This window comes from Alloalcanivorax sp. C16-1, from assembly GCF_046507805.1.
GTDB lineage: Bacteria > Pseudomonadota > Gammaproteobacteria > Pseudomonadales > Alcanivoracaceae > Alloalcanivorax.
Genome location: NZ_JBKFTK010000003.1, coordinates 159,120 through 177,257, shown reverse-complemented (window position 1 = coordinate 177,257; position 18,138 = coordinate 159,120). Strand labels below are relative to the sequence as shown.

15 protein-coding genes are annotated in these 18,138 nt (G+C 68.0%); 5 read left to right on the top strand and 10 right to left on the bottom strand.

What is annotated here, in order from left to right:
- Positions 1-309 precede the first annotated feature (309 nt).
- From fdxA to ACLD0W_RS11495, 5 genes are all read right to left on the bottom strand, one after another.
- Positions 310-639, bottom strand: coding sequence for a ferredoxin FdxA (gene fdxA, locus ACLD0W_RS11515; RefSeq protein ID WP_410307632.1), 330 nt, complete (start codon positions 637-639; stop codon positions 310-312).
- A gap of 148 nt (positions 640-787) precedes the next feature.
- Positions 788-3,316 (bottom strand): DNA mismatch repair protein MutS, encoded by a 2,529-nt coding sequence (gene mutS / locus ACLD0W_RS11510; protein ID WP_410307631.1) that lies wholly within the window; start codon positions 3,314-3,316, stop codon positions 788-790.
- 150 nt (positions 3,317-3,466) lie between these two features.
- Complete coding sequence (locus ACLD0W_RS11505) at positions 3,467-3,742, bottom strand: type II toxin-antitoxin system RelE/ParE family toxin (protein ID WP_410307630.1); 276 nt, start codon at positions 3,740-3,742, stop codon at positions 3,467-3,469.
- Positions 3,739-4,014, bottom strand: coding sequence for a CopG family ribbon-helix-helix protein (locus ACLD0W_RS11500; RefSeq protein WP_410307629.1), 276 nt, complete (start codon positions 4,012-4,014; stop codon positions 3,739-3,741). The genes ACLD0W_RS11505 and ACLD0W_RS11500 overlap by 4 nt, the downstream gene beginning before the upstream one ends.
- A 54-nt stretch (positions 4,015-4,068) precedes the next feature.
- A complete protein-coding gene (locus tag ACLD0W_RS11495) occupies positions 4,069-4,881 on the bottom strand; it encodes an AraC family transcriptional regulator (RefSeq protein ID WP_410307628.1) in 813 nt (270 codons plus the stop codon).
- 109 nt (positions 4,882-4,990) lie between these two features.
- Here ACLD0W_RS11495 and ACLD0W_RS11490 point away from each other — a divergent pair, with 109 nt between their 5' ends.
- Positions 4,991-6,391, top strand: a complete 1,401-nt coding sequence (locus ACLD0W_RS11490; RefSeq protein ID WP_410307627.1) for an MFS transporter — start codon at positions 4,991-4,993, stop codon at positions 6,389-6,391.
- Between the two features lie 243 nt (positions 6,392-6,634).
- Positions 6,635-7,837 carry an MFS transporter gene (locus ACLD0W_RS11485; protein ID WP_410307626.1) on the top strand — a complete coding sequence of 401 codons (1,203 nt, stop codon included), beginning with the start codon at positions 6,635-6,637 and terminating at the stop codon, positions 7,835-7,837.
- On the opposite strand, the gene ACLD0W_RS11480 is transcribed toward ACLD0W_RS11485, so the two are convergent.
- From ACLD0W_RS11480 to ACLD0W_RS11470, 3 genes are read right to left on the bottom strand one after another with little or no spacing between them, the layout of a single operon-like run.
- Positions 7,838-11,488, bottom strand: a complete 3,651-nt coding sequence (locus tag ACLD0W_RS11480; protein ID WP_410307625.1) for an ATP-binding protein — start codon at positions 11,486-11,488, stop codon at positions 7,838-7,840. It lies immediately after the preceding gene.
- Entirely contained in the window at positions 11,479-12,129 is a 651-nt protein-coding gene (locus ACLD0W_RS11475) for a DUF4194 domain-containing protein (RefSeq protein WP_410307624.1), read from the bottom strand. The genes ACLD0W_RS11480 and ACLD0W_RS11475 overlap by 10 nt, the downstream gene beginning before the upstream one ends.
- Complete coding sequence (locus tag ACLD0W_RS11470) at positions 12,104-13,549, bottom strand: Wadjet anti-phage system protein JetA family protein (protein WP_410307623.1); 1,446 nt, start codon at positions 13,547-13,549, stop codon at positions 12,104-12,106. Before ACLD0W_RS11470 ends, ACLD0W_RS11475 begins: the two co-directional genes overlap by 26 nt.
- 196 nt (positions 13,550-13,745) lie before the next feature.
- Here ACLD0W_RS11470 and ACLD0W_RS11465 point away from each other — a divergent pair, with 196 nt between their 5' ends.
- Positions 13,746-15,161 (top strand): alkaline phosphatase PhoX, encoded by a 1,416-nt coding sequence (locus ACLD0W_RS11465; protein WP_410307622.1) that lies wholly within the window; start codon positions 13,746-13,748, stop codon positions 15,159-15,161.
- Positions 15,162-15,235: 74 nt separating this feature from the next.
- Positions 15,236-16,183: an N-acetyl-gamma-glutamyl-phosphate reductase gene (gene argC / locus ACLD0W_RS11460; RefSeq protein WP_410307621.1), complete on the top strand. Its 948-nt coding sequence runs from the start codon at positions 15,236-15,238 to the stop codon at positions 16,181-16,183.
- 30 nt (positions 16,184-16,213) lie between these two features.
- Here the strand turns inward: argC and ACLD0W_RS11455 are convergent, their stop codons facing one another.
- Together ACLD0W_RS11455 and ACLD0W_RS11450 are read right to left on the bottom strand one after the other, a co-directional pair.
- The gene (locus tag ACLD0W_RS11455; RefSeq protein WP_410307620.1) at positions 16,214-16,465 is read right to left on the bottom strand and encodes a Rho termination factor; all 252 of its coding nucleotides are present in this window, start codon (positions 16,463-16,465) and stop codon (positions 16,214-16,216) included.
- Positions 16,466-16,549: 84 nt separating this feature from the next.
- Positions 16,550-17,041 carry a PaaI family thioesterase gene (locus ACLD0W_RS11450; protein ID WP_410307619.1) on the bottom strand — a complete coding sequence of 164 codons (492 nt, stop codon included), beginning with the start codon at positions 17,039-17,041 and terminating at the stop codon, positions 16,550-16,552.
- 172 nt (positions 17,042-17,213) lie between these two features.
- On the opposite strand from ACLD0W_RS11450, the gene ACLD0W_RS11445 reads away from it, so the two are divergent.
- Positions 17,214-18,035 (top strand): thioesterase family protein, encoded by an 822-nt coding sequence (locus ACLD0W_RS11445; RefSeq protein WP_410307618.1) that lies wholly within the window; start codon positions 17,214-17,216, stop codon positions 18,033-18,035.
- Positions 18,036-18,138 lie beyond the last annotated feature (103 nt).

Here is an 18,138-nt window from a genome sequence, read left to right as displayed (position 1 = left end):
TTTGTACCATTCTTACGTGCGTTTTTGTCTCAACTTTCCCTCACGTCTTCCCCTAAGTGATTGATTGCAAATAGATATCACTTTTCCGGCGTTTTTCCGCCCCGAGATTTTATAGATGTTTAACCCGCGACGCGGAAACGGGTTGATATAGTGTCTCCCGTGTTCAGGGAAAAGAGCACAGGGATTGGCTAAGGAAGGCGGACACGGAAGTCCAGGTGAGCGCAATCGGGTAAGGACAACTCGACGCAAAAGGGCGGCAGGATGCCGCCCTTTCTCATTTCCGGCTACCGAATTACCGGTTCACCGATTTCACCACTCGCGAATCAGCTGGTCACGCTTGTTGGCCACGCCATCCCACTCCTCGGCGTCCTCCGGCGAGTCCTTCATCTCGGTGATGTTCGGCCACTTCTCGGCCAGTTCCGCATTGATTTCCAGAAAGTCCTGCTGATCCTCCGGCAATTCGTCCTCGGAGAAGATCGCGTTCACCGGGCATTCCGGCTCGCACAGCGCGCAGTCGATGCACTCGTCCGGGTGAATAACCAGGAAATTGGGGCCTTCATAGAAGCAATCCACGGGGCATACTTCCACGCAGTCCGTGTGTTTGCACTTGATGCAGTTTTCACCTACTACGAACGTCATTAGCCTGTCCTCGCCAGGGGTGTTCTCGTCTCGTTCCGCGCCGGCATCGCGCCGACGCCATGCGACTTGGGGGCGGCGCTAGTCTACCGGACTGCCAGCTTCAGGCAAGCGCCGCAACCGGTCCGCGAACGCATATGGATATAACGCGTTACCCTTTGCCCAGCGCCTTGAGCGCATACAGCCGCTCCAGCGCCTCCCGTGGCGTCAGCGAATCCGGATCCAGGTCCGCCAGTGCCTTCTCCACCGCGCTGGGCGCGCCGAACAGATCCGCCTGGGCCGGTGCCGTGGCCGGAGCGGGCGGCGCCGACTTGGGCCGCTCGCCCTGTTCCAGCTCCGCCAGTTTATCGGTGGCGCGGCGGATCACCCCCGCCGGCACCCCGGCCAGTTGCGCCACCTGCAGCCCATAGCTGCGGCTGGCCGGCCCCTCCTGCACCCGGTGCAGAAAGACGATGCGGTTGTCGTGTTCGCTGGCGGTCAGGTGCGCATTATAGACGCCGGGCAACTGCTCCGGCAGTTGCGTCAGCTCGAAATAATGGGTGGCGAACAGGGTGAACGCCTTGAGATTGCGGGCCAGATGTTCCGCCGCCGCCCAGGCCAGGCTCAGCCCGTCGAAGGTGCTGGTGCCGCGGCCGATCTCGTCCATCAGCACCAGGCTTTCCGGGGTGGCGTTGTTAAGGATGTTGGCGGTCTCCGACATCTCCACCATGAAGGTGGAGCGGCCGCCAGCCAGATCGTCGGAGGAACCGATGCGGGTAAAGATGCGGTCCAGCTTGCCCACCCGGGCGCTGGCCGCCGGCACCGCGCTGCCAATATGGGCGAGCAGGGCGACCAGGGCGGTCTGGCGCATGTAGGTGGATTTACCGCCCATGTTCGGGCCGGTGATGATCACCATGCGGCGCTGGTCGTCCAGATGCAGGCTGTTGGGCACGAAGGCGTCGTCCAGCACCTGCTCCACCACCGGGTGGCGGCCATCGACGATCTCCACCACCGGCTCGGTCACCAGGTGCGGCTGCACCCAGCCCAGCGCCTCGGCCCGCTCCGCGAAAGCGGCCAGCACGTCCAGCTCGGCCACCGCCGCGGCGCTGCCCTGCAGCCCGGCCAGCTGCGCCGCCAGGGTCTCGATCAACTGCTCGTAGAGCCGTTTTTCCAGGGTCAGCGCCTTGCTCGACGCGGACAGCGCCTTGTCCTCGAACTCCTTGAGTTCCGGGGTGATAAAGCGCTCCGCGTTCTTCAGGGTCTGGCGGCGCTGGTAATCCATGGGCGCGTTGTCCGCCTCCCGCCGGGACAGCTCGATGTAATAGCCGTGCACCCGGTTGTACTTGACCCGCAGGGTGGAGAAACCGGTGCGCTCGCGCTCCCGGGTCTCGATGTCCACCAGCACCTGGCCGGCGTTCTCGCTGATCGAGCGCAGCTCGTCCAGCTCGGCGCTGTAGCCCTCGGCGATCACGCCGCCGTCGCGGATCAGCATCGGCGGGTTTTCGATCACCGCCTGCGCCAGCAGCGCCGCCTGCTCGGGAAACTCGCCCAGCCGCTGGTGCAGCGCCGCGAACGCCTCGTCCTCCGGCAGTGCCGCGTGCAACGCCGGCAGCGCCTCCAGGCTGGCGCGCAGGCGGGTCAGGTCCCGGGGCCGCGCCGAGCGCAGCGCCACCCGGCCGAGGATCCGCTCCATATCACCGATCCGGTCCAGCACCTCGCGCACCGCCTCGAACCGCCAGCCATCGCGCAGCGCCGCCACCCGCCGCTGGCGATCGCCGAGCACCGCCCGGTCGCGCAGCGGCCGGTGAATCCAGCGCTTCAGCAACCGCGCCCCCATGGCCGTCTCGGTGCTGTCCAGCACCCAGGCCAGGGTCGGTGACTCGTCGCCGTTGAGCGTCTCGGTGAGCTCCAGATTGCGGCGCGTGGCCGCGTCCATGGCCACCCCGTCGTCGAACGCCTCCATGGCCAGCCCGGTGACATGGGGCAGGCTGCTGCGCTGGGTGTCGCGGGCGTACTGCAACAGGGCCCCGGCGGCGGCCACCGCCACCGCCGGCGGCTGCCCGAACCCGGACAGGTCCTGCACCCCGAACTGCTTGCACAACTGCCGCAACGCCGCCTCGCCGTCGAACTCCCACGGCGGCCGCTTGCGGCACCCGGCGCGCTCCACCAGCGCCGCCGGCAAACCATGGTCCTCGCACACCAGCAACTCCGCCGGCTGCCAGCGCTCCAGCAACGCCTGCAACTGCTCGTGCCCCTCCACCCGGGTCACCACGAACCGCCCGGCGGCCAGATCCAGACTGGCCGCGCCCACCGCCGGCCCGTCCTCGAACAGGGCGCACAGCAAGGTGTCCCGCCGCTCTTCCAGCAGCGCCTCGTCGCTTACCGTCCCCGGCGTCACGATGCGCACCACCTTGCGCTCCACCGGCCCCTTGGCCAGCGCCGGATCGCCGATCTGCTCGCAAATCACCACCGACTCGCCCAACTTCACCAACCGCGCCAGATACCCCTCCGCCGCGTGATACGGAATCCCGGCCATGGGAATCGGCTTGCCATTGCTCTGCCCGCGCTGGGTCAGGGTGATATCCAGCAACCGCGCCGCCTTCTGCGCATCACCGAAAAACAGCTCGTAGAAATCCCCCATCCGGTAGAACAGCAACTGATCCGGATGGTCGGCCTTCAAGCCGAGGTATTGGCGCATCATGGGCGTATGCCCGGAAAGGTCGTCCTTTGCCATAAGCGCGGTATCGCCTGTTTTCTGGAGAGTGTGGGTGACGGCCCGGGAAGAGGGCGGGCCAGGCGGGAGAGAATAGCAAACCCTTGCGCATGGCTCTATTGGGCCAGAGCCTTCCTGCTACCGATCCTCCCGCGTATGCCAGAGCCGCAGGATATAGACGGTGTCATTGGTCACTTCGTAACGGATCTCGTAATGGCCAACCAGAAGGCGCCGCACCGCCCTGGGTTGGAAGGTATCCAGCCGCTCGCCGAGCCGTGGGTTCGTCAGCAGGGCGGTGGGCGCGTCGGTGAGTTGCCGTACGGTGCGCGCCGCGGCGGGTTGATTGATCGCCGCCAGAAATTCATAAAGCCTGACCAGATCGGACAGCGCCTTGCTGGTCCACTTCAGCTTCATCGGCGCGGAGCGGGCAGGGGCGAGTCGGAGCCCAGACTGTCTGCCCAATCACTAATAGCCTGATGGTCGATCACGCGTCCGGCGTCCACGTCAGCCAGCGCTTCGCGGGTGAGCCTGTCACGTTCCTCTTCCAGGTCGAGCCAGTCGGCCAGGGCCTGGCGGACGATCCAGTTTTTGGATCGCTCCAGCCGGATGGCGGCTTCGTCGATGCGATCCGCCAGTTCCAGGGGAACGTGGGCGGTGACTGAACGGGTCGGATTGGACGCTGACATGGTCAACACCTCTTTGGGTGGGAATGTGTCGGTGTGATTAAGGATAAATCGATCTTAATCGTCGCCGGAGCGAGTGTCCACCGCGTCTCCCGACCCCCCCATAAACCCCGAAGGCGTCCCCCCCGTCACCTGCCGGAACGCATAGGAAAACGCCGCAGTACTGCTGAACCCGGCCAGCCCTGCCGCCTGGGCGATGGTCTTGCCCCGCGCGAGATGGTCGATGGCCCGGACGATGCGCGCCCGTTGCCGCCAGGCGCGGAAGGTGAGGCCGGTTTCGGCGGGAAAGAGGCGGCTGAGGGTGCGCACGGAGGTGGCGGCGCCGGCGGCCAGGTCCGGGGTGGTGAGGGCGAGGCCGGTGTCGGAGAGGGCCAGTTGGGCGACGCGTTGGCCCACCGGGCTGGTGGGCAGGGGCAGGTAGGTGGGGGCGTCGACCACGGCGCTGAGTTCGTGGAGCATCAGTTGGCCGATAAGCAGCTGTTTGTCGGCGTCGGTGTCGGGGGCGAAGGCGGCCTGGGTGAGTTCGCGCAGCAGGGGTGAGACGCGCAGGGCGAATTCCCGGTCCAGGGGCAGGTGCGGGGCCCAGTGGCGGAGGGCGTCCGGGTGCCAGTGGAGCAGGCGCATTTCGGCGCCGGAGAGCACATCCAGGCGGTGGGTGATGCCGGCGGGGATCCACACGGCGAGCTGCGGGGGCACCAGCCAGCGGCCGGTGTCGGTGTAAATCTGGGTGGTGCCGGAGAGCGCCAGGATCAGTTGCGCTTCTTCATGGTGGTGGGGGTCGATGCGTTCGCCGGGGCGGCGCGCTTTTTGCCGGATGCGGAATAGCGGGCGGTTATCGCCCGAGGTGGTGAAGTCGGCTTGGCGTGTCATCGATAATCGTTGGCGTAATTTCCGGTGCCGGCGATGCTAGCATGGCCCGATTGCAACGGTCGACCGGGCGTTTCGGGCCGCGGTGCGTTGCCGGGAGCCTGCCAGCCAGATGAGTGACACCACGCTTTCTTCTTCGTCTTCTTCCTGTTCTTCCACGGGTGATGGCCTGCCGGCGCGCGAGCGGCGCTGGGCGGCGGTGGCGGTGTTGCTGGGCATCGCGCTGAGCAATCTGAGCACCGCGGTGGTGAACATCGCCCTGCCGGATATGGCCCTGTCTCTGGGCGCCAGTGATGCGGCCACGGTGTGGGTGGTGAACGGTTACCAACTGGCGGCGGTGGTGTGCCTGTTGCCGGTGGCGGCGATGGTGGAGGCGCTGGGGCTGAAGCGGTTGTTCGCCAGCGGGCTGGCGGTGTTCACCCTGTCGTCGCTGGTGTGCGCGGTGGCGCCGACCCTGGGCACGCTGGTGGCGGCCCGTTTGCTGCAGGGCGTCGGCGCGGCGTTGTTGTCGGTGGCCGGGGTGGCGCTGGTGCGGGTGATCTATCCGCAGCGGCTGGTGGGCAAGGGCATGGCCTGGCTGGCCATGGCGGTGGCGGTGCCGGCGGCGCTGGGGCCGACCTTCGCGGCCATGGTGCTGGCGGTGGCGTCCTGGCCGTGGATTTTTCTGATCAATGTGCCGTTGGGCGGGGTGGCGCTGTGGTTGTTTCTGCGCACGGTGCCGGGCAGCGAGCGCACCGCCCATCGGTTCGACGGGCTCGGCACGCTGCTTAATGGGCTGGCGTTCGGTTTGTTGGTGGTGGGCGTTGGCACCCTGGGCAGCGGCGACACCCGCCTGGCGGTGGCGGAGATTCTGGCGGGGCTGGTCTGCTTCGTGTTGTTGTTCCGGCAGCAGCGGCGTCATCCGTCGCCGATGCTGCCGTTCGATCTGCTGCGGTTGCCGGTGTTTTCCCTGGCGGTGCTGACCTCGTCCTGTTCCTACACGGCGCAGATCCTGGCCTATGTGTCGTTGCCGTTTCTGTTCGAGCGGGTGCTGAATATGACGCCGGTGCAGAGCGGGCTGCTGATCACGCCCTGGCCGCTGACCACCGCCATCGCCGCCCAGTTGGCCGGGCGGTTGGTGGTGCGTTATCCGGCGGCGGTGCTCAGCAGTGTCGGGTTGGGGATTCTGGCGGCGGGGCTGGTGCTGATGGTGTTTCTGCCGGCGGAGGCGGCCTATTGGCAGATCGCCTGGCGCATGGCCCTGTGCGGGGTCGGCTTCGGTCTGTTCCAGACCCCCAACAACACCGCCATGATGACCACCGGCCCGGCGTCGCGCAGCGGCGCCGCCTCGGGCATGAACGCGGTGGCGCGGTTCGCCGGCTGGACCCTGGGCTCGGCGCTGGTAACGCTGCTGTTCGGCCTGGGCGGCGAGCGCGGGCCGGCGCTGTGCCTGGCGGTGGGCGCCACCTTCGCCGCCGCCGGCGCGCTGGCCAGCGCCGCGCGCCGCTGGCGGGAGGTACGAGCCGGCGGTTGATATATGGGAGGGTCTCATCGAGGGTTTCACCTCCCGCCTTGAGGTGCTGGATTACGGCCGCAAGGCGGCGACCCACTACGGGGACATCCGCGCGAATTCGAGCGGGTCGCCGGGTTGCGCGTGGAGAACCGGCTGCACGCGTGATAGGCGCCCGCGGCCCTTGCGAGCGGTTTGATGGGGTTTGTCCGTGGCGGCGAATCGGACAACAATAGCCGGCTTCCTTTCTGACCAGAGCCGCCCCTGATGGACACCGTTTCCTCCGAGCTTCCCGATCACATTCAACGCGGCAATATCTGGCGGCTGTCGGTGTCCCAGGCGCTGGCCGGCGCCAATGCCGTGGTGGTCTATGCCACCGGCGCCATTGTCGGTGATGCCTTCGCGCCGTCGCCGGTGCTGGCCACCTTGCCGGTGTCGATTTTCGTGGTGGGCATGGCGGCGTCGATCCTGCCGGTGGGCGTGATCGCCCGGCGGCGCGGACGGCGCACGGTGTTCCTGCTCGGCGCCGGGGCCGGCGTGTTGGCCGGTGTGGTGGCCACGGTGGCGGTGCTGGTGGCGTCGTTCTGGCTGTTTTGCCTGTCCACCTTCTTTGGCGGTGCCTACGCGGCGGTGGTGCTGTCCTACCGTTTCGCGGCGGCGGACGGGGTGGCGCCGGCGCGGCGGGCGCGGGCCCTGTCGCTGGTGATGGCCGGCGGCGTGGCCGCCGGGGTGATCGGGCCGCAGCTGGTGACCTGGACCATGGACCTGTGGCCGCCGTTCACCTTCGCCGCCACCTTCGTGGTGCAGGCGGCGGTGGCGGCGTTGTCCGCGTTGCTGCTGATCGGCGTGCGTCTGCCGCCGCCGACGGCGGCGGAGCAGGCCGGTGGCCGGCCGCTGGCGGTGATTGCCCGCCAGCCCCGTTTCGTGGCGGCGGCGGTGTGCGGCGCCGTCTCCTACCTGGTGATGAACTTCCTGATGACGGCGGCCCCGCTGGCCATGCACCTGTGCGGGCACTCCCAGGCCGCCGCCAATCTGGGGCTGCAGTGGCACGTCATCGCCATGTACGCGCCCAGCTTTTTCACCGGCAACCTGATCGCCCGCTTCGGAGCCGGCCGGGTGGCCGCCGTCGGTCTGGTACTTACCGGCGTGTCCGCCGCCGTCGGGCTGCTGGGGCTGGAGATGCGTCACTTCTGGTGGATGCTGGTGCTGCTGGGCCTGGGCTGGAACTTCGGCTTTCTGGGCGCCTCGGCGATGGTGCTGGAATGCCACCGGCCGGAAGAGAAAACCCGCGTGCAATCGCTCAACGACTTTATCGTTTTCGGGCTGATGGCGGTGGGCTCGTTTTCCTCCGGCGGCCTGCTCAGCGCCTACGGTTGGGAGCGGGTGCTGTGGGTGTCGTTCCTGCCGTTGGTGCTGGCGGCGCTGGCGCTCACGGTGGCGCTGCGCCGCCGGGCGCCGGCGACCGCCTGATCAGCCGATCTCTTCCATGAAATCCAGCGCCCCTTGCTGGCGGATCACGCGGCGGTGCTGGTCCCAGAGCTCGGCGACGCGCTCCGGGTGGAGCTGCTGGCGGTCCAGCAGCACGCGGGTATTGAGTTCGCCCACCGGGGTGGGGCTGGGCACCTTGCTGAACACGAACTGATTGCTGATCAGGTCCAGGAAGGGGCCGGCCTTACTGGTGGGCATGATGAAGATCAGCTGCAGGCCCAGGGTTTCGGTGAGGTAGCGGATCACGCTTTTGGAGCGGCTTTCGTCCATGTGCATGAAGGCTTCGTCGACGATCACCATGCGCAGGTGGCTGTCGCCTTCGTTGAAGCGGAAGGCGCTGGTGATGGCGGCGGCGCGGATGATGTAGGCCGGTGTCTCCAGCTGCCCGCCGGAGCCGGTGCCGTACTGGCTGAGGCTGATGGGCGCCTTGTTTTCCGGGTGTTTGAGGATGTCGTACTGGCGGTAGCGGCGGTAGTCGCTGATCCGTTCCAGTTCGCGCAGGGCCTGTTGTTCGTCCCCGTCCAGCAGCAGGCCGAGCAGCCGGTCGCGGACCGTTTCCGCCTTGGCGGAGAGCGGCGTGTCGAACAGGCTGGCGCCGTCGCCCAGGTTGGGAATATCGAGCACTTCCTTGAAGAAGCTCCAGTATTCCTTGTACTCGGGGATCCACGCCCACTCAAAGGAGAAGCGCTCCCGGTCGGCGCCGAACTGGTGGTGTTCCAGTTCGCTGTTGAGGCTTTTCAGCACCCGCTCGCCGTCCTTGATGGCCTGGTGGATCTGGCTGCACAGGTCACTGATAAAGGTGGTGTTGAAGGTGTTGCGCAGGTCCGCCAGTTTTTCCTGTTTTTCCAGCAGCACGTTATTGCGCAGCCGGTTGTGCAGATTGTCCAGCTGCTGGTTGAGGCCGTGCACGTGGCCGAAGAAGGGCGCGCTGTGCATGTCCTCGGGGCTGTCGGCGAGCACCTGGTCCGCCGGCTGGGCCTGCTGGTTGTAGCGGTCCAGGGTGCGCAGCAGGTCGCCCAGGCTTTGTTCCAGCTGCCGGGTCAGGGCCCGGTCCTCCTCGACGAAGTCGATCTCACCGTGGGCCTGTTGCAGGCGCTGATCCATGGCCTGGATGCGCGGCTCCACGTCCAGGCCCGGCCAGTAGCGGGTACTGGCATGCAGGTTGGCCTCCGCGTCGTCCTGTTCCTGCTGGCAGCGCTCGCTCTGGTCCGCCAGTTTGCGGATGCCGGCGTCGCAGCTTTCCAGGGTGGCGGTGAGTTTGCCGTGGGCCTCGTTGAGGGCTTTTTGTCGGGCTTCCAGGTCCCGGTGCAGGGCGCGGGCGCGTTGCTGCTTGTCTTCCAGTTCCTGGTGGTCGCTGAGATCCAGGGCGGCGAGGGCCTTGTCGATCTCTTCCAACTGGCGCTGGGCATCCAGCAATTGGCCGGCGGCGCCGATCCAGTTCAGGGGCCGGAACGCCTGGACCTGATCGTGCAGCTGCTTAACGGCCTGGTAATCCTGGGCGGCGCGCTGGTAGGTGTCTTCCAGGTCCCGCTGTTCGTTGCGCTTGGCCTGCAGGTTGCGTTCGCGGGCGCCTTCGCCGAACACCAGCTGGCCGTCGTCCAGGTCGCAACGGAACAGGGCGTAGTTGCCGGAGCCCAGGCCATCGGCGGTGATGCCGCGGCGGGTGGTGCGCAGGGCGTCGGCGTCCTCCACCCGCACCACGCTGCCGTAGGAGGCTTTCAGGTAATGCTCGGCGGTGCGGTGGCTGAAGCGCAGGGCCAGGAACAGGGAGTCGTCCGGCAGCGACACTTTTTCCGCGTCGCGGCGGGCCTGTTCGCCCTGGATCACCCGCGCCCGGTTGCGCTGTTTGCCGGCCAGGCGGCGGACAATGCGGATCGCCTCGGCCTCGTAGTCCGCTTCCACCAGAATGCCGAAGCGGGCGCCGCCGATGTAGCCCTCGATGGCCATTTGCCAGAGCGGGTCCGCCACTTCCACGTGGTCGCACAGCACCCGGGGCTCCGCCTGGGGACATTGCTGGCGGATCGCCTGCAAGGCGATTTCCACATCCTGAGGATAGTTCACCCGCCGGGATTCCAGGTTGCGGATCTGCTGGTCGATTCTCTTTTGCTGCTGGTCCAGGCCTTCCAGGGTCTGGCCCCGCTTGCCGACCAGCCGGTCCAGGCGGCGCGCCAGGGAGTCGCCGTCCTGGCCCGGCGATGCTTGGTGTTCGCCGTGCAGGTGATCCGCCAACTGGTTGTGCAGTTGCTGCTCGGCGCGCACCCGGGTCAGTCCTTCCTCCAGCGGTGACAGGTCGATCCAGTCCCGGGCCAGCATCTGGTTCAGGTCGGGCAGGGGAGTGTGCTGTTCGGCCAGCAGCGCCTTGCTGGTCTGGCGCCAGTGCTTGCTGGCGAAGCCGGGCAGTTCCAGCTCCACGCTGTGGCGGGCCAGCAGCGCCACCGTATTGCGCAGGGCTTCCAGGTTGCGGGTACGCTGCTGGTCCTGTTCCAGCAGCGGGCGGGCGCCTTCCTGCAGTTGCCGGGTGAGCTGCTCGCGGCGTTGCTCCAGCTGTTGTTTGTCGCGCAGGGCCGGGATGCCGAGGATGCGCGCCTGCAGTTCCACCAGTTCCTGGTGGGCCTGGTCGAGGCGCTGGCGCACCTGTTCCGCTTCTTCCCGGTTGCCGGTTTGCTGCTGGCGCAGGCGCTGTTGTTGTTCCTTGAGTTCCAGGTACTGCTTTTGATTGGCGCGGAAGCGCTGGGCGGCGGCGCCGTAGGCCTGGGTGGTGCGCTCCAGCCAGTTCTCCAGGTAGTCGCCGGCCTGGCCGCGCGCCTGGGCGAGCAGGTCCACGTTGCGCTGCAGCTGCTCCGCTTCCTCGGCCATGCCGTGCACCGTGCGCATCAGGTCGCGGATGCGGCGCAGGGTATCGCCCATGTCGTGGGGTTCCAGTACCTCGCTGGCCACGAACTGGTTGATCGACTCCACCGGCTTGTAGGCCATGAAGCGGGCGAAGGTGCGCGCCGCGTTGCGTGCTTCGTTGCGCGAGACCGCGTCGCGCTTGCCGCGCAGGGCGCCGTACAGCCGCGCCAGATAGGCGCCTTTTTTGTCGTAGGTTTCCACCGCTTTCTTGCCGAAGCGGCGGCGCAGCTGGTGGGCGATGTCGGTGATCGCCACGGTGTGCTTGCCGTCCACGTGCTCCTGCACGAAGTCCGACAGGCTCAGCATTTCCCCGGCCACGATCATCAGCAGCAGTTCGTCCTGGCGGGCCTGGGCGCTGGCGCCGGCCCGGTCCAGATGGGCGCGCACGCCGATCACGGCGGTGAAGGGTTCGGCGGTTTCGCCCTGGGTGGGGTGGAACACGCCGGCGATGTAGCCGTCGCTGTCATAGGGCCGCGCGAAGGCGCCGTCGTCGCAGCCCAGCACGTAGGAGGCCAGGGTGCGCACCTGCTTGCCGCCACGGCCGCGCTGGGTGGTTTCGTCCTGGCCCGGGTTGTAGGTGAACAGGTTATCGTGGGCGGCGGTCATCAGCGTCTGCAGGGCGTCGGCGGCGGTGGTCTTGCCGGAGCCGTTGCCGCCGGAAAACAGATTCACCGGGCCGTAGTCCAGCTCGCCGGCGGGCAGGTTGCCCCAGTTCACGGTGATCGAGCGCTTCAGGTACATGGCTGTGGGTCCTCGCGCTCGTCGGTGAGCGTGGCCAGCACCGCGTCGGTGACCAGGCCGGTGATGCCCGGACGGATGGTCAGCCAGGCTTCGCTGTCCGCCAGGCCGGCGTCGCCGGCGCCACGGATCAGGCGCAGCTGGCGCAGGCGGCGGAACAGCGCCTCGCGCTCCACGCTGCCGTCCGGCAGCGGCCGGCCCAGCAGGTTCTTGCTGGCCAGATTCAGGGCTTCCAGGGGCAGGGTGGCCTGGCCGTGCTCGTCGATCTGGCCGTCGCGCAGGCATTTGTCGTACTCGGCCCGCAGCACCAGGATCAGCGCCACCTCCTGCTGGCTCAGGCGCTGGCGCAGGCCGCCCTGGGCGCTGTCGTCCTGGTCCGGCTGGCCGGGCACCTCGGCGCCGGGCGGGAACAGCCGCACCGAGGCGAAGCGGCGTTCGTGGTGCAGGCGCACCCGCAGCACGCTCAGGTAATCCTCCACCAGCTCGGGAATCCGCAGGTAGCGGTCGTACAGCTCCGCTTCCTTTTTGCTTTCGTCGCGGCACAGCACGCCGCGGTCGAGCAGGCGGATCATCAGTTCCGAGAACTGCGCCGGGGTGACGCCTTGGGCGTCCAGGGCGTCATTCAGGGCGTGCCGTAGTGTCATCCTGTTCCAGTTCCAGCAGGAAGCCGTCGCGGCGCACGAAATAGTGCTCGTCGCGGACGACGTCGGTGGGTTCGATGCGCAGCCGGAAACCGGCGGCGGCGTGGTCGGCGCTGCCCAGCTCGATCACATGGCTCAGCGCCAGCAGATCGCGGGCGGTGTTCACCGGCAGGTCGCGGTTGTCGATGCGGCGGCTGGCGCCCAGGGCTTCGCGCAGATAGTCGCGCAGGGCGCCGCCATTGATGTTGAAAGCCTTTTCCAGCAGCTGCTGGGTGGCCAGCTCGCGCAGGGTGTCCCGGTCCGGCTCGGCCAATTCCTCCATGCGGTGGCGCACCACCCGCTGCGCGCGCGGCTCGCGCAGGCGTACCTGGGCCGGGTCCACCAGCCCCAGATGCAGGCCGGCCATGGCGTCGCCGGCTTTTTCCAGCCGCGCGCCATAGGCGTCGTCGTCCAGCTCCGCCAGGGTCTGGCACAGGCCGACGATGTCGCTGTGCTTCTGGCTGTGCAGGTAGCTGAGCTGGCGGATGATGATGTCCGCCCGGCGGGTGAACCCCTGCAGGGTGCGGCGCAGGGCCGGCAGCATGATCTCGGAGGCGTTGCGCATGCGCGCCTCGATGCTGTCCAGCAGTTGGAACAGCACCGAGGCGTCGGCGCTGACGACCAGATCCGGGGCCCGCTGACGCAGATCCTTCTCGGCCTGGGCTTTCCAGGCCCGGGGCTTGCGTTTGATGCGTTCGATCGTGGTCTGAATGCGGTCGCGGTGTTTTTCCACGCTGTCGGCGGACATGCGGATCGCCACGTCCGGCTGAAAACGCTTTTCCATGAACTCGAAGAACTGGTCGCTGGCCTGCTGCACCAGCTGCCTTGATTCCACCTCGCGCACCAGTTCCCGCTTGCGCTCTTCCAGCTCGGCGATAATGTCGGTGAAGTCGGCGATGATGCGTTCGGAATGTTCGTGGGCGTCGAGCAGGTCATAGACCTCGCCGCGCTCGCCGAAGGCCGCCAGGGCATTGAGGGTATTGCGGGTGTTGCGGTGGCGGGTGCGTACGCTGCGCCCGTCCACCTCCACCAGGGTCTGGGTGAACAGCCGGCCGCTGCGGCTGAACGGGTAGGTGGACTGGAACGAGGCCTCGTCCTTGTCGCGCTTGAGCCAGCCGTGTTCCACCAGCAGGTTGAGGATCCAGCCGGCCTGCTCCCGGTTGTTGCGGAAGCGCCCGGCCTCGTCGTCGCCCTCCAGCAGCGGCGCCCGCTCCAGGGCCTCGCCGAACACGTCCAGCACCTGCTCGCGCCGCAGCGATTCGCCGTAGTCCGCCTGGCTGCTGTACAACCGCTCGTGCAGCAGACGCACGCACTCCACCACCTGCTCACGGTACTTGCCGGTGAGCGGCTTGAAGAACTGCTCGCGTTCGTCCGTGAAAAACATGAAAGGGCACCGGCGCTCGACCAAACGCGCTATTTAATCAGGTTGCCGGCCGTCTTCAAAGACGGCCCCGTAACCGGCCGGTTACACATCCGCAACAGGACCCCTACCGGAACGGCCGTGCCCGCCACGGGACCGTCATCTTGCCGGTCCAGGCTGGGTGATTTTCCAGGGCCGATCCGGCTGAAGGGGGTAAACCATGGCACTGTCCCGACGCGATATTCTGCAACTGATGTTCCTGGCCGGCGGCGGCGCCGCCCTGGCCGCCTGTGGCGGCGGCTCCTCGTCGTCCGGTTCGTCCGCTGGTGGCGGAGAGACGCCCCGCGACCCGGACGACGGCGGCGGCAGCCCGACGTCGCCCCCGGAGCCTGCCCGGGAACTGCCACTGCGGGCGGGGCCGCTGTCCAACATCGGGCCGCTGGTGGACTCCGGCGTGGACGGCGTGCTGATTCCGGAAGGGTTCGCCCTGCGCCGGGTGGCCACCGCCGGCCGCCAGCCGGTGTCCAAGCTGCCGCTGTTTCTCTGGCACCCCCTGCCGGACGGCGGGGCGGTGTTTTCCCAGTCGGACGGCGGCTGGGTGTACGTGTCCAACAGCGAGTTTGTGCCGGGCGGGGTAGGGGCGCTGCGCTTCGGTGCCGACGGCGAGCTGCTGGACGCCTATCCGATCCTGGTCAATACCCGCATCAACTGCGCCGGCGGCGCCACCCCCTGGGGCACCTGGCTGTCCTGCGAGGAAGTGGAGGACGGCCTGGTCTATCAATGCGACCCGGTGGGCACGCCCCGCCAGGCGCAATCCCACCCGGCCCTGGGTCGCTTCAAACACGAGGCCGCCGCCGTGGACCTGGCCACCTCGTCGGTGTTCATGACCGAGGACGAGGGCGACGGTCGCCTGTACCGGTTCCGCTCCGCCGGCCGGGTCAGCGCCGTCAACGGCGTCCCGGGCCTGGACCTGGACAATGGTGTGCTGCAGGTGCTGGAAGTGGAAGGCTTCGAGAACGGTGCCTATATGGAAGACCTGGCCGGCGCCCGGGCGCTGCGCCGGGTGGCCTGGGTGGACGTGCAGTCCCCGGACGAACCGCAGGCCCGGGTGCGCGCGCGCATCGAGGACGGCACCGGCCAGGGCGCGCCAGGGACCCGCTTCAAGGGCGGCGAGGGCATCTGGATCCAGTACTGGCCGGAGGGCGAGCGCGACACCGTGACCGGCTTCGAGCATCCGTTGCGGGCGGTGGTGTTCTTCGCCTGCAAGGGCGACAACCGGGTGCACGCCCTGGACGTGGACAACGACCTGATCGAGGTGGTGTTCGACAACGAGCAATTGATCAGCGCCGGCGAGGACGCTTTCGACGACGTGGACAACCTGGTGGTCAGTCCCATGGGCGACGTGGTGGTGGCCGAGGACGGCGACGCCATGCGCCTGATGGTGATGGTGCCCAACCAGCCGGCCAGAATCCTGCTGCAGGTGCCCGGCGGCGGCAGCGAGCTCACCGGGCCGGCGTTCACCGCCGACGGTTCGCGTCTGTACTTCAGTTCCCAGCGGGGTCCCGCCGGCCTGCTCGGTCTGCCCCTGGGCCGCACCTATGAGCTGACTGTGCCGGCGGCGTTTCGCGCCGGTTGAGCGGCCTGCCCGTTGCATCCGGCGGGGCTTGTGCCTAGGCTTTCCGGTCCGGCACACCGAGAGAGACGGCGACAATGGCATTCAAGGTTTATGTGGACGGTCAGGAAGGCACCACCGGTCTGCGGCTGTTCGATTATCTGGAGCGGCGCGACGACATCGAGCTGCTGCGGATCGACAGCGCCCTGCGCAAGGACCCGGCGGAGCGCGCCCGTCTGCTCAACGCCGCCGACGTGGCATTCCTGTGCCTGCCCGATGCCGCTTCCCGGGAAGCCGCCGCCATGGTCGAGAATCCGGATACCTGCCTGATCGATGCCAGCACCGCCTTTCGGGTGGCCGACGGCTGGGTCTACGGCCTGCCGGAACTGGCCCCGGGCCAGCGCGAGAAGATCCGCGCCAGCAAGCGCATCGCCAATGTGGGCTGCCACGCCAGCGCCTTTATTCTGGCGGTGCGGCCGCTGGTGGACGCCGGCTTGCTGCCGGCGGATTACCCGCTCACCGCCACCTCCATCACCGGCTACAGCGGCGGTGGCAAAAGCATGATCGCCGACTACGACGCCGACGCGGACGGTGTTCTGCGCGCGCCGCGCTCCTACGCGTTGGGCCTGGAGCATAAGCACCTGCCGGAAATGCAGCGCTATGCCGGCCTGGGACTGGCGCCGGTGTTCGTACCCACGGTGGGGCCTTTCCTGAAAGGGCTGGCGGTGACCGTGCCGCTGCACTTGTCCCACCTGAAGGCGGGCACCGGCGCCGACGATCTCTACCAGGCGCTGCGCGGCCGTTACGCCGACGAGCCCTTCGTGCGGGTGCACGCGCCGGACGATCCGGCCAATCTGAACGGCGGTTTTTTCGACGTGCAGGGCAGCAACGACACCAACCGGGTGGACCTGTTCGTGTTCGGCAACGGCGAGCGCCAGTGCGTGGTGGCCCGGCTCGACAACCTGGGCAAAGGCGCCGCCGGCGCCGCCGTGCAGAACATGAACGTGCACCTGGGCGTGGATGAAGCCACCGGCCTGAGCGCGTGACGCCCGGCCTGGCGCGGAGCATGCGCGGGTTCAGCGCCCGCGCAGGGCGCGCTTGAGTTCCGCCTTGTTCATCTTGCTGCGGCCGTCGATGCCCACCTTTTTCGCCTGCTGGTAGAGCTCCTTGCGGCTCCAGTCCTCATAGGGCGGCTGCTTGCCGCCTTTCTTGCCGGCGTTGCGGGTGTTGGCGATGCGCGCCGCCTTGGACTTGCTCAGGCCCCGGTCGCGCAGCGCCTCGTACTGATCGTCGTTCTTGATCTGCTTGCCGTGATTCTGGCTGGCCATGGGATCACTCCTTGATCGTTGACAAGGGCTTCCATGGTGCGCTGCCCGGCGCGGCGGGTGGTGTATAAAAATGCAAAAACCGGATCAGGCCGATCCGGCCGCCCGGGCCAGCTGCTCGGTGTCCACCCGCACGAACACCGAGTCGGCGCTGGCGGTGAGCACGTCGCCGGCCCACACCTCGCAGATCACCCGGCTCTTGCGGCCCACGTCGCCCTCCACCCGGCCTTTCAGCAGCAGCGGTACGCCCATGGGGGTGGGCTTCAGGTAGCGGATATCCAGGCGGCCGGTGACGCAGTTGATGGGCGGCTGGCTGCCCGCTTCGCGGCCCTCGGCCCGGTAGTGGTACGCCATGGCGGTCCAGTTGGAGTGGCAGTCGATCAGCATCGCCAGCAGGCCGCCGTAGACCAGGCCCGGCCAGCCGGTGAACTGCGGGTCGGGGGTGTGGGTGGCGACCACGTGCTCGCCGTCCTCGTGCCAGTGGCTTTTCAGGTGCAGACCGCTGGGGTGGGCGCTGCCGCAGCCATAGCAAATGCCGTCCGGGTGGCCCCGGTCCTGAAGCGAAAGGGTGTCTGTCATTGCTGGGTCCCGAGCCGGGGCGCCGCTTGCGTCGGCGCCGATACACTGTTTCTATCAAGCACTGTTTTTATCTAGCACTGCGTTTTTGAAACGCTGTCTCAAAAAAACGCCGTCACAAAAAACAATACGGCCCGCCCCCTGTCAAGCGCGGCCCCGCCAAGAGTGATCGTCCATGACCGAGAACGCCCTGTTTCGCCGCGAAGGCGACGTCTACCTGCCCGGCGAGAACGCCGGCGGCCCCTGGAGCCCCGACTTTCTGCACGGCGGCGCGCCGGCCGGGCTGCTGGCGTCGGTGCTGGAGCCCGCCGGCACCGAGGGCGGCCTGCGGCTGGCCCGCTTCACCGTGGACCTGCTGCGGCCGGTGCCGTCGGCGCCGCTCACCGTGGAAGTGCAGCGGGTCCGGGACGGTCGCCGGCTGCGGCTGTTGCAGGCGGACCTGAAAGCCGGCGAGGTGATCGTCAGCCGCGCCAGTGCCCTGTATCTGGAACAGGTGCCGCTGGAGGTCCCGCCGGCGGCGCGCTTTCCGGCCGGCGACCTGCCGCCCCGGGGCGGTGACGACGAGGCCAGCCTGTCCGAGGCCGCCGGTCGCGCCCGGGGGCAGGCGCCCCTGCCGCTGCCGGGCCTGCACCATACCGTGCGGGTGGCGCGGCTGGACGGCGTGGACGGCAGCGGCCGTGGCCGGGTGTGGATGCGCCTGCCGGTGCCGGTGGTGGCCGGCGAAACCTGCTCGCCCTCGGTGCACGCCGCCGCCCTGGCGGATTTCGGCAACGGGGTGGGGCAGTTGCAGGTCAATCCGCGCACCGGCTGCATCAATACCGACATCAGCCTCTATCTGCACCGGGAGCCGCTGGGGCCGTGGCTGGGCATGGATGCCCTGGCGCGCATGCAGCCCAACGGCAACGGTCTGGTGGAGAGTACCCTTTATGATCAGGACGGCCCGGTGGGCCGGGTGCTGCAGGCCACCCTGGCGATGCCGGTGTACGCCTCGTCCTGATCACCGTTATTCCGATCACACCTGCCCGGCCCACACCTACCCGACCACCGGGGCGGACCTGTATCATGGCCCGCCTGACAGTTACGCACGGAGAGCGTCGGTG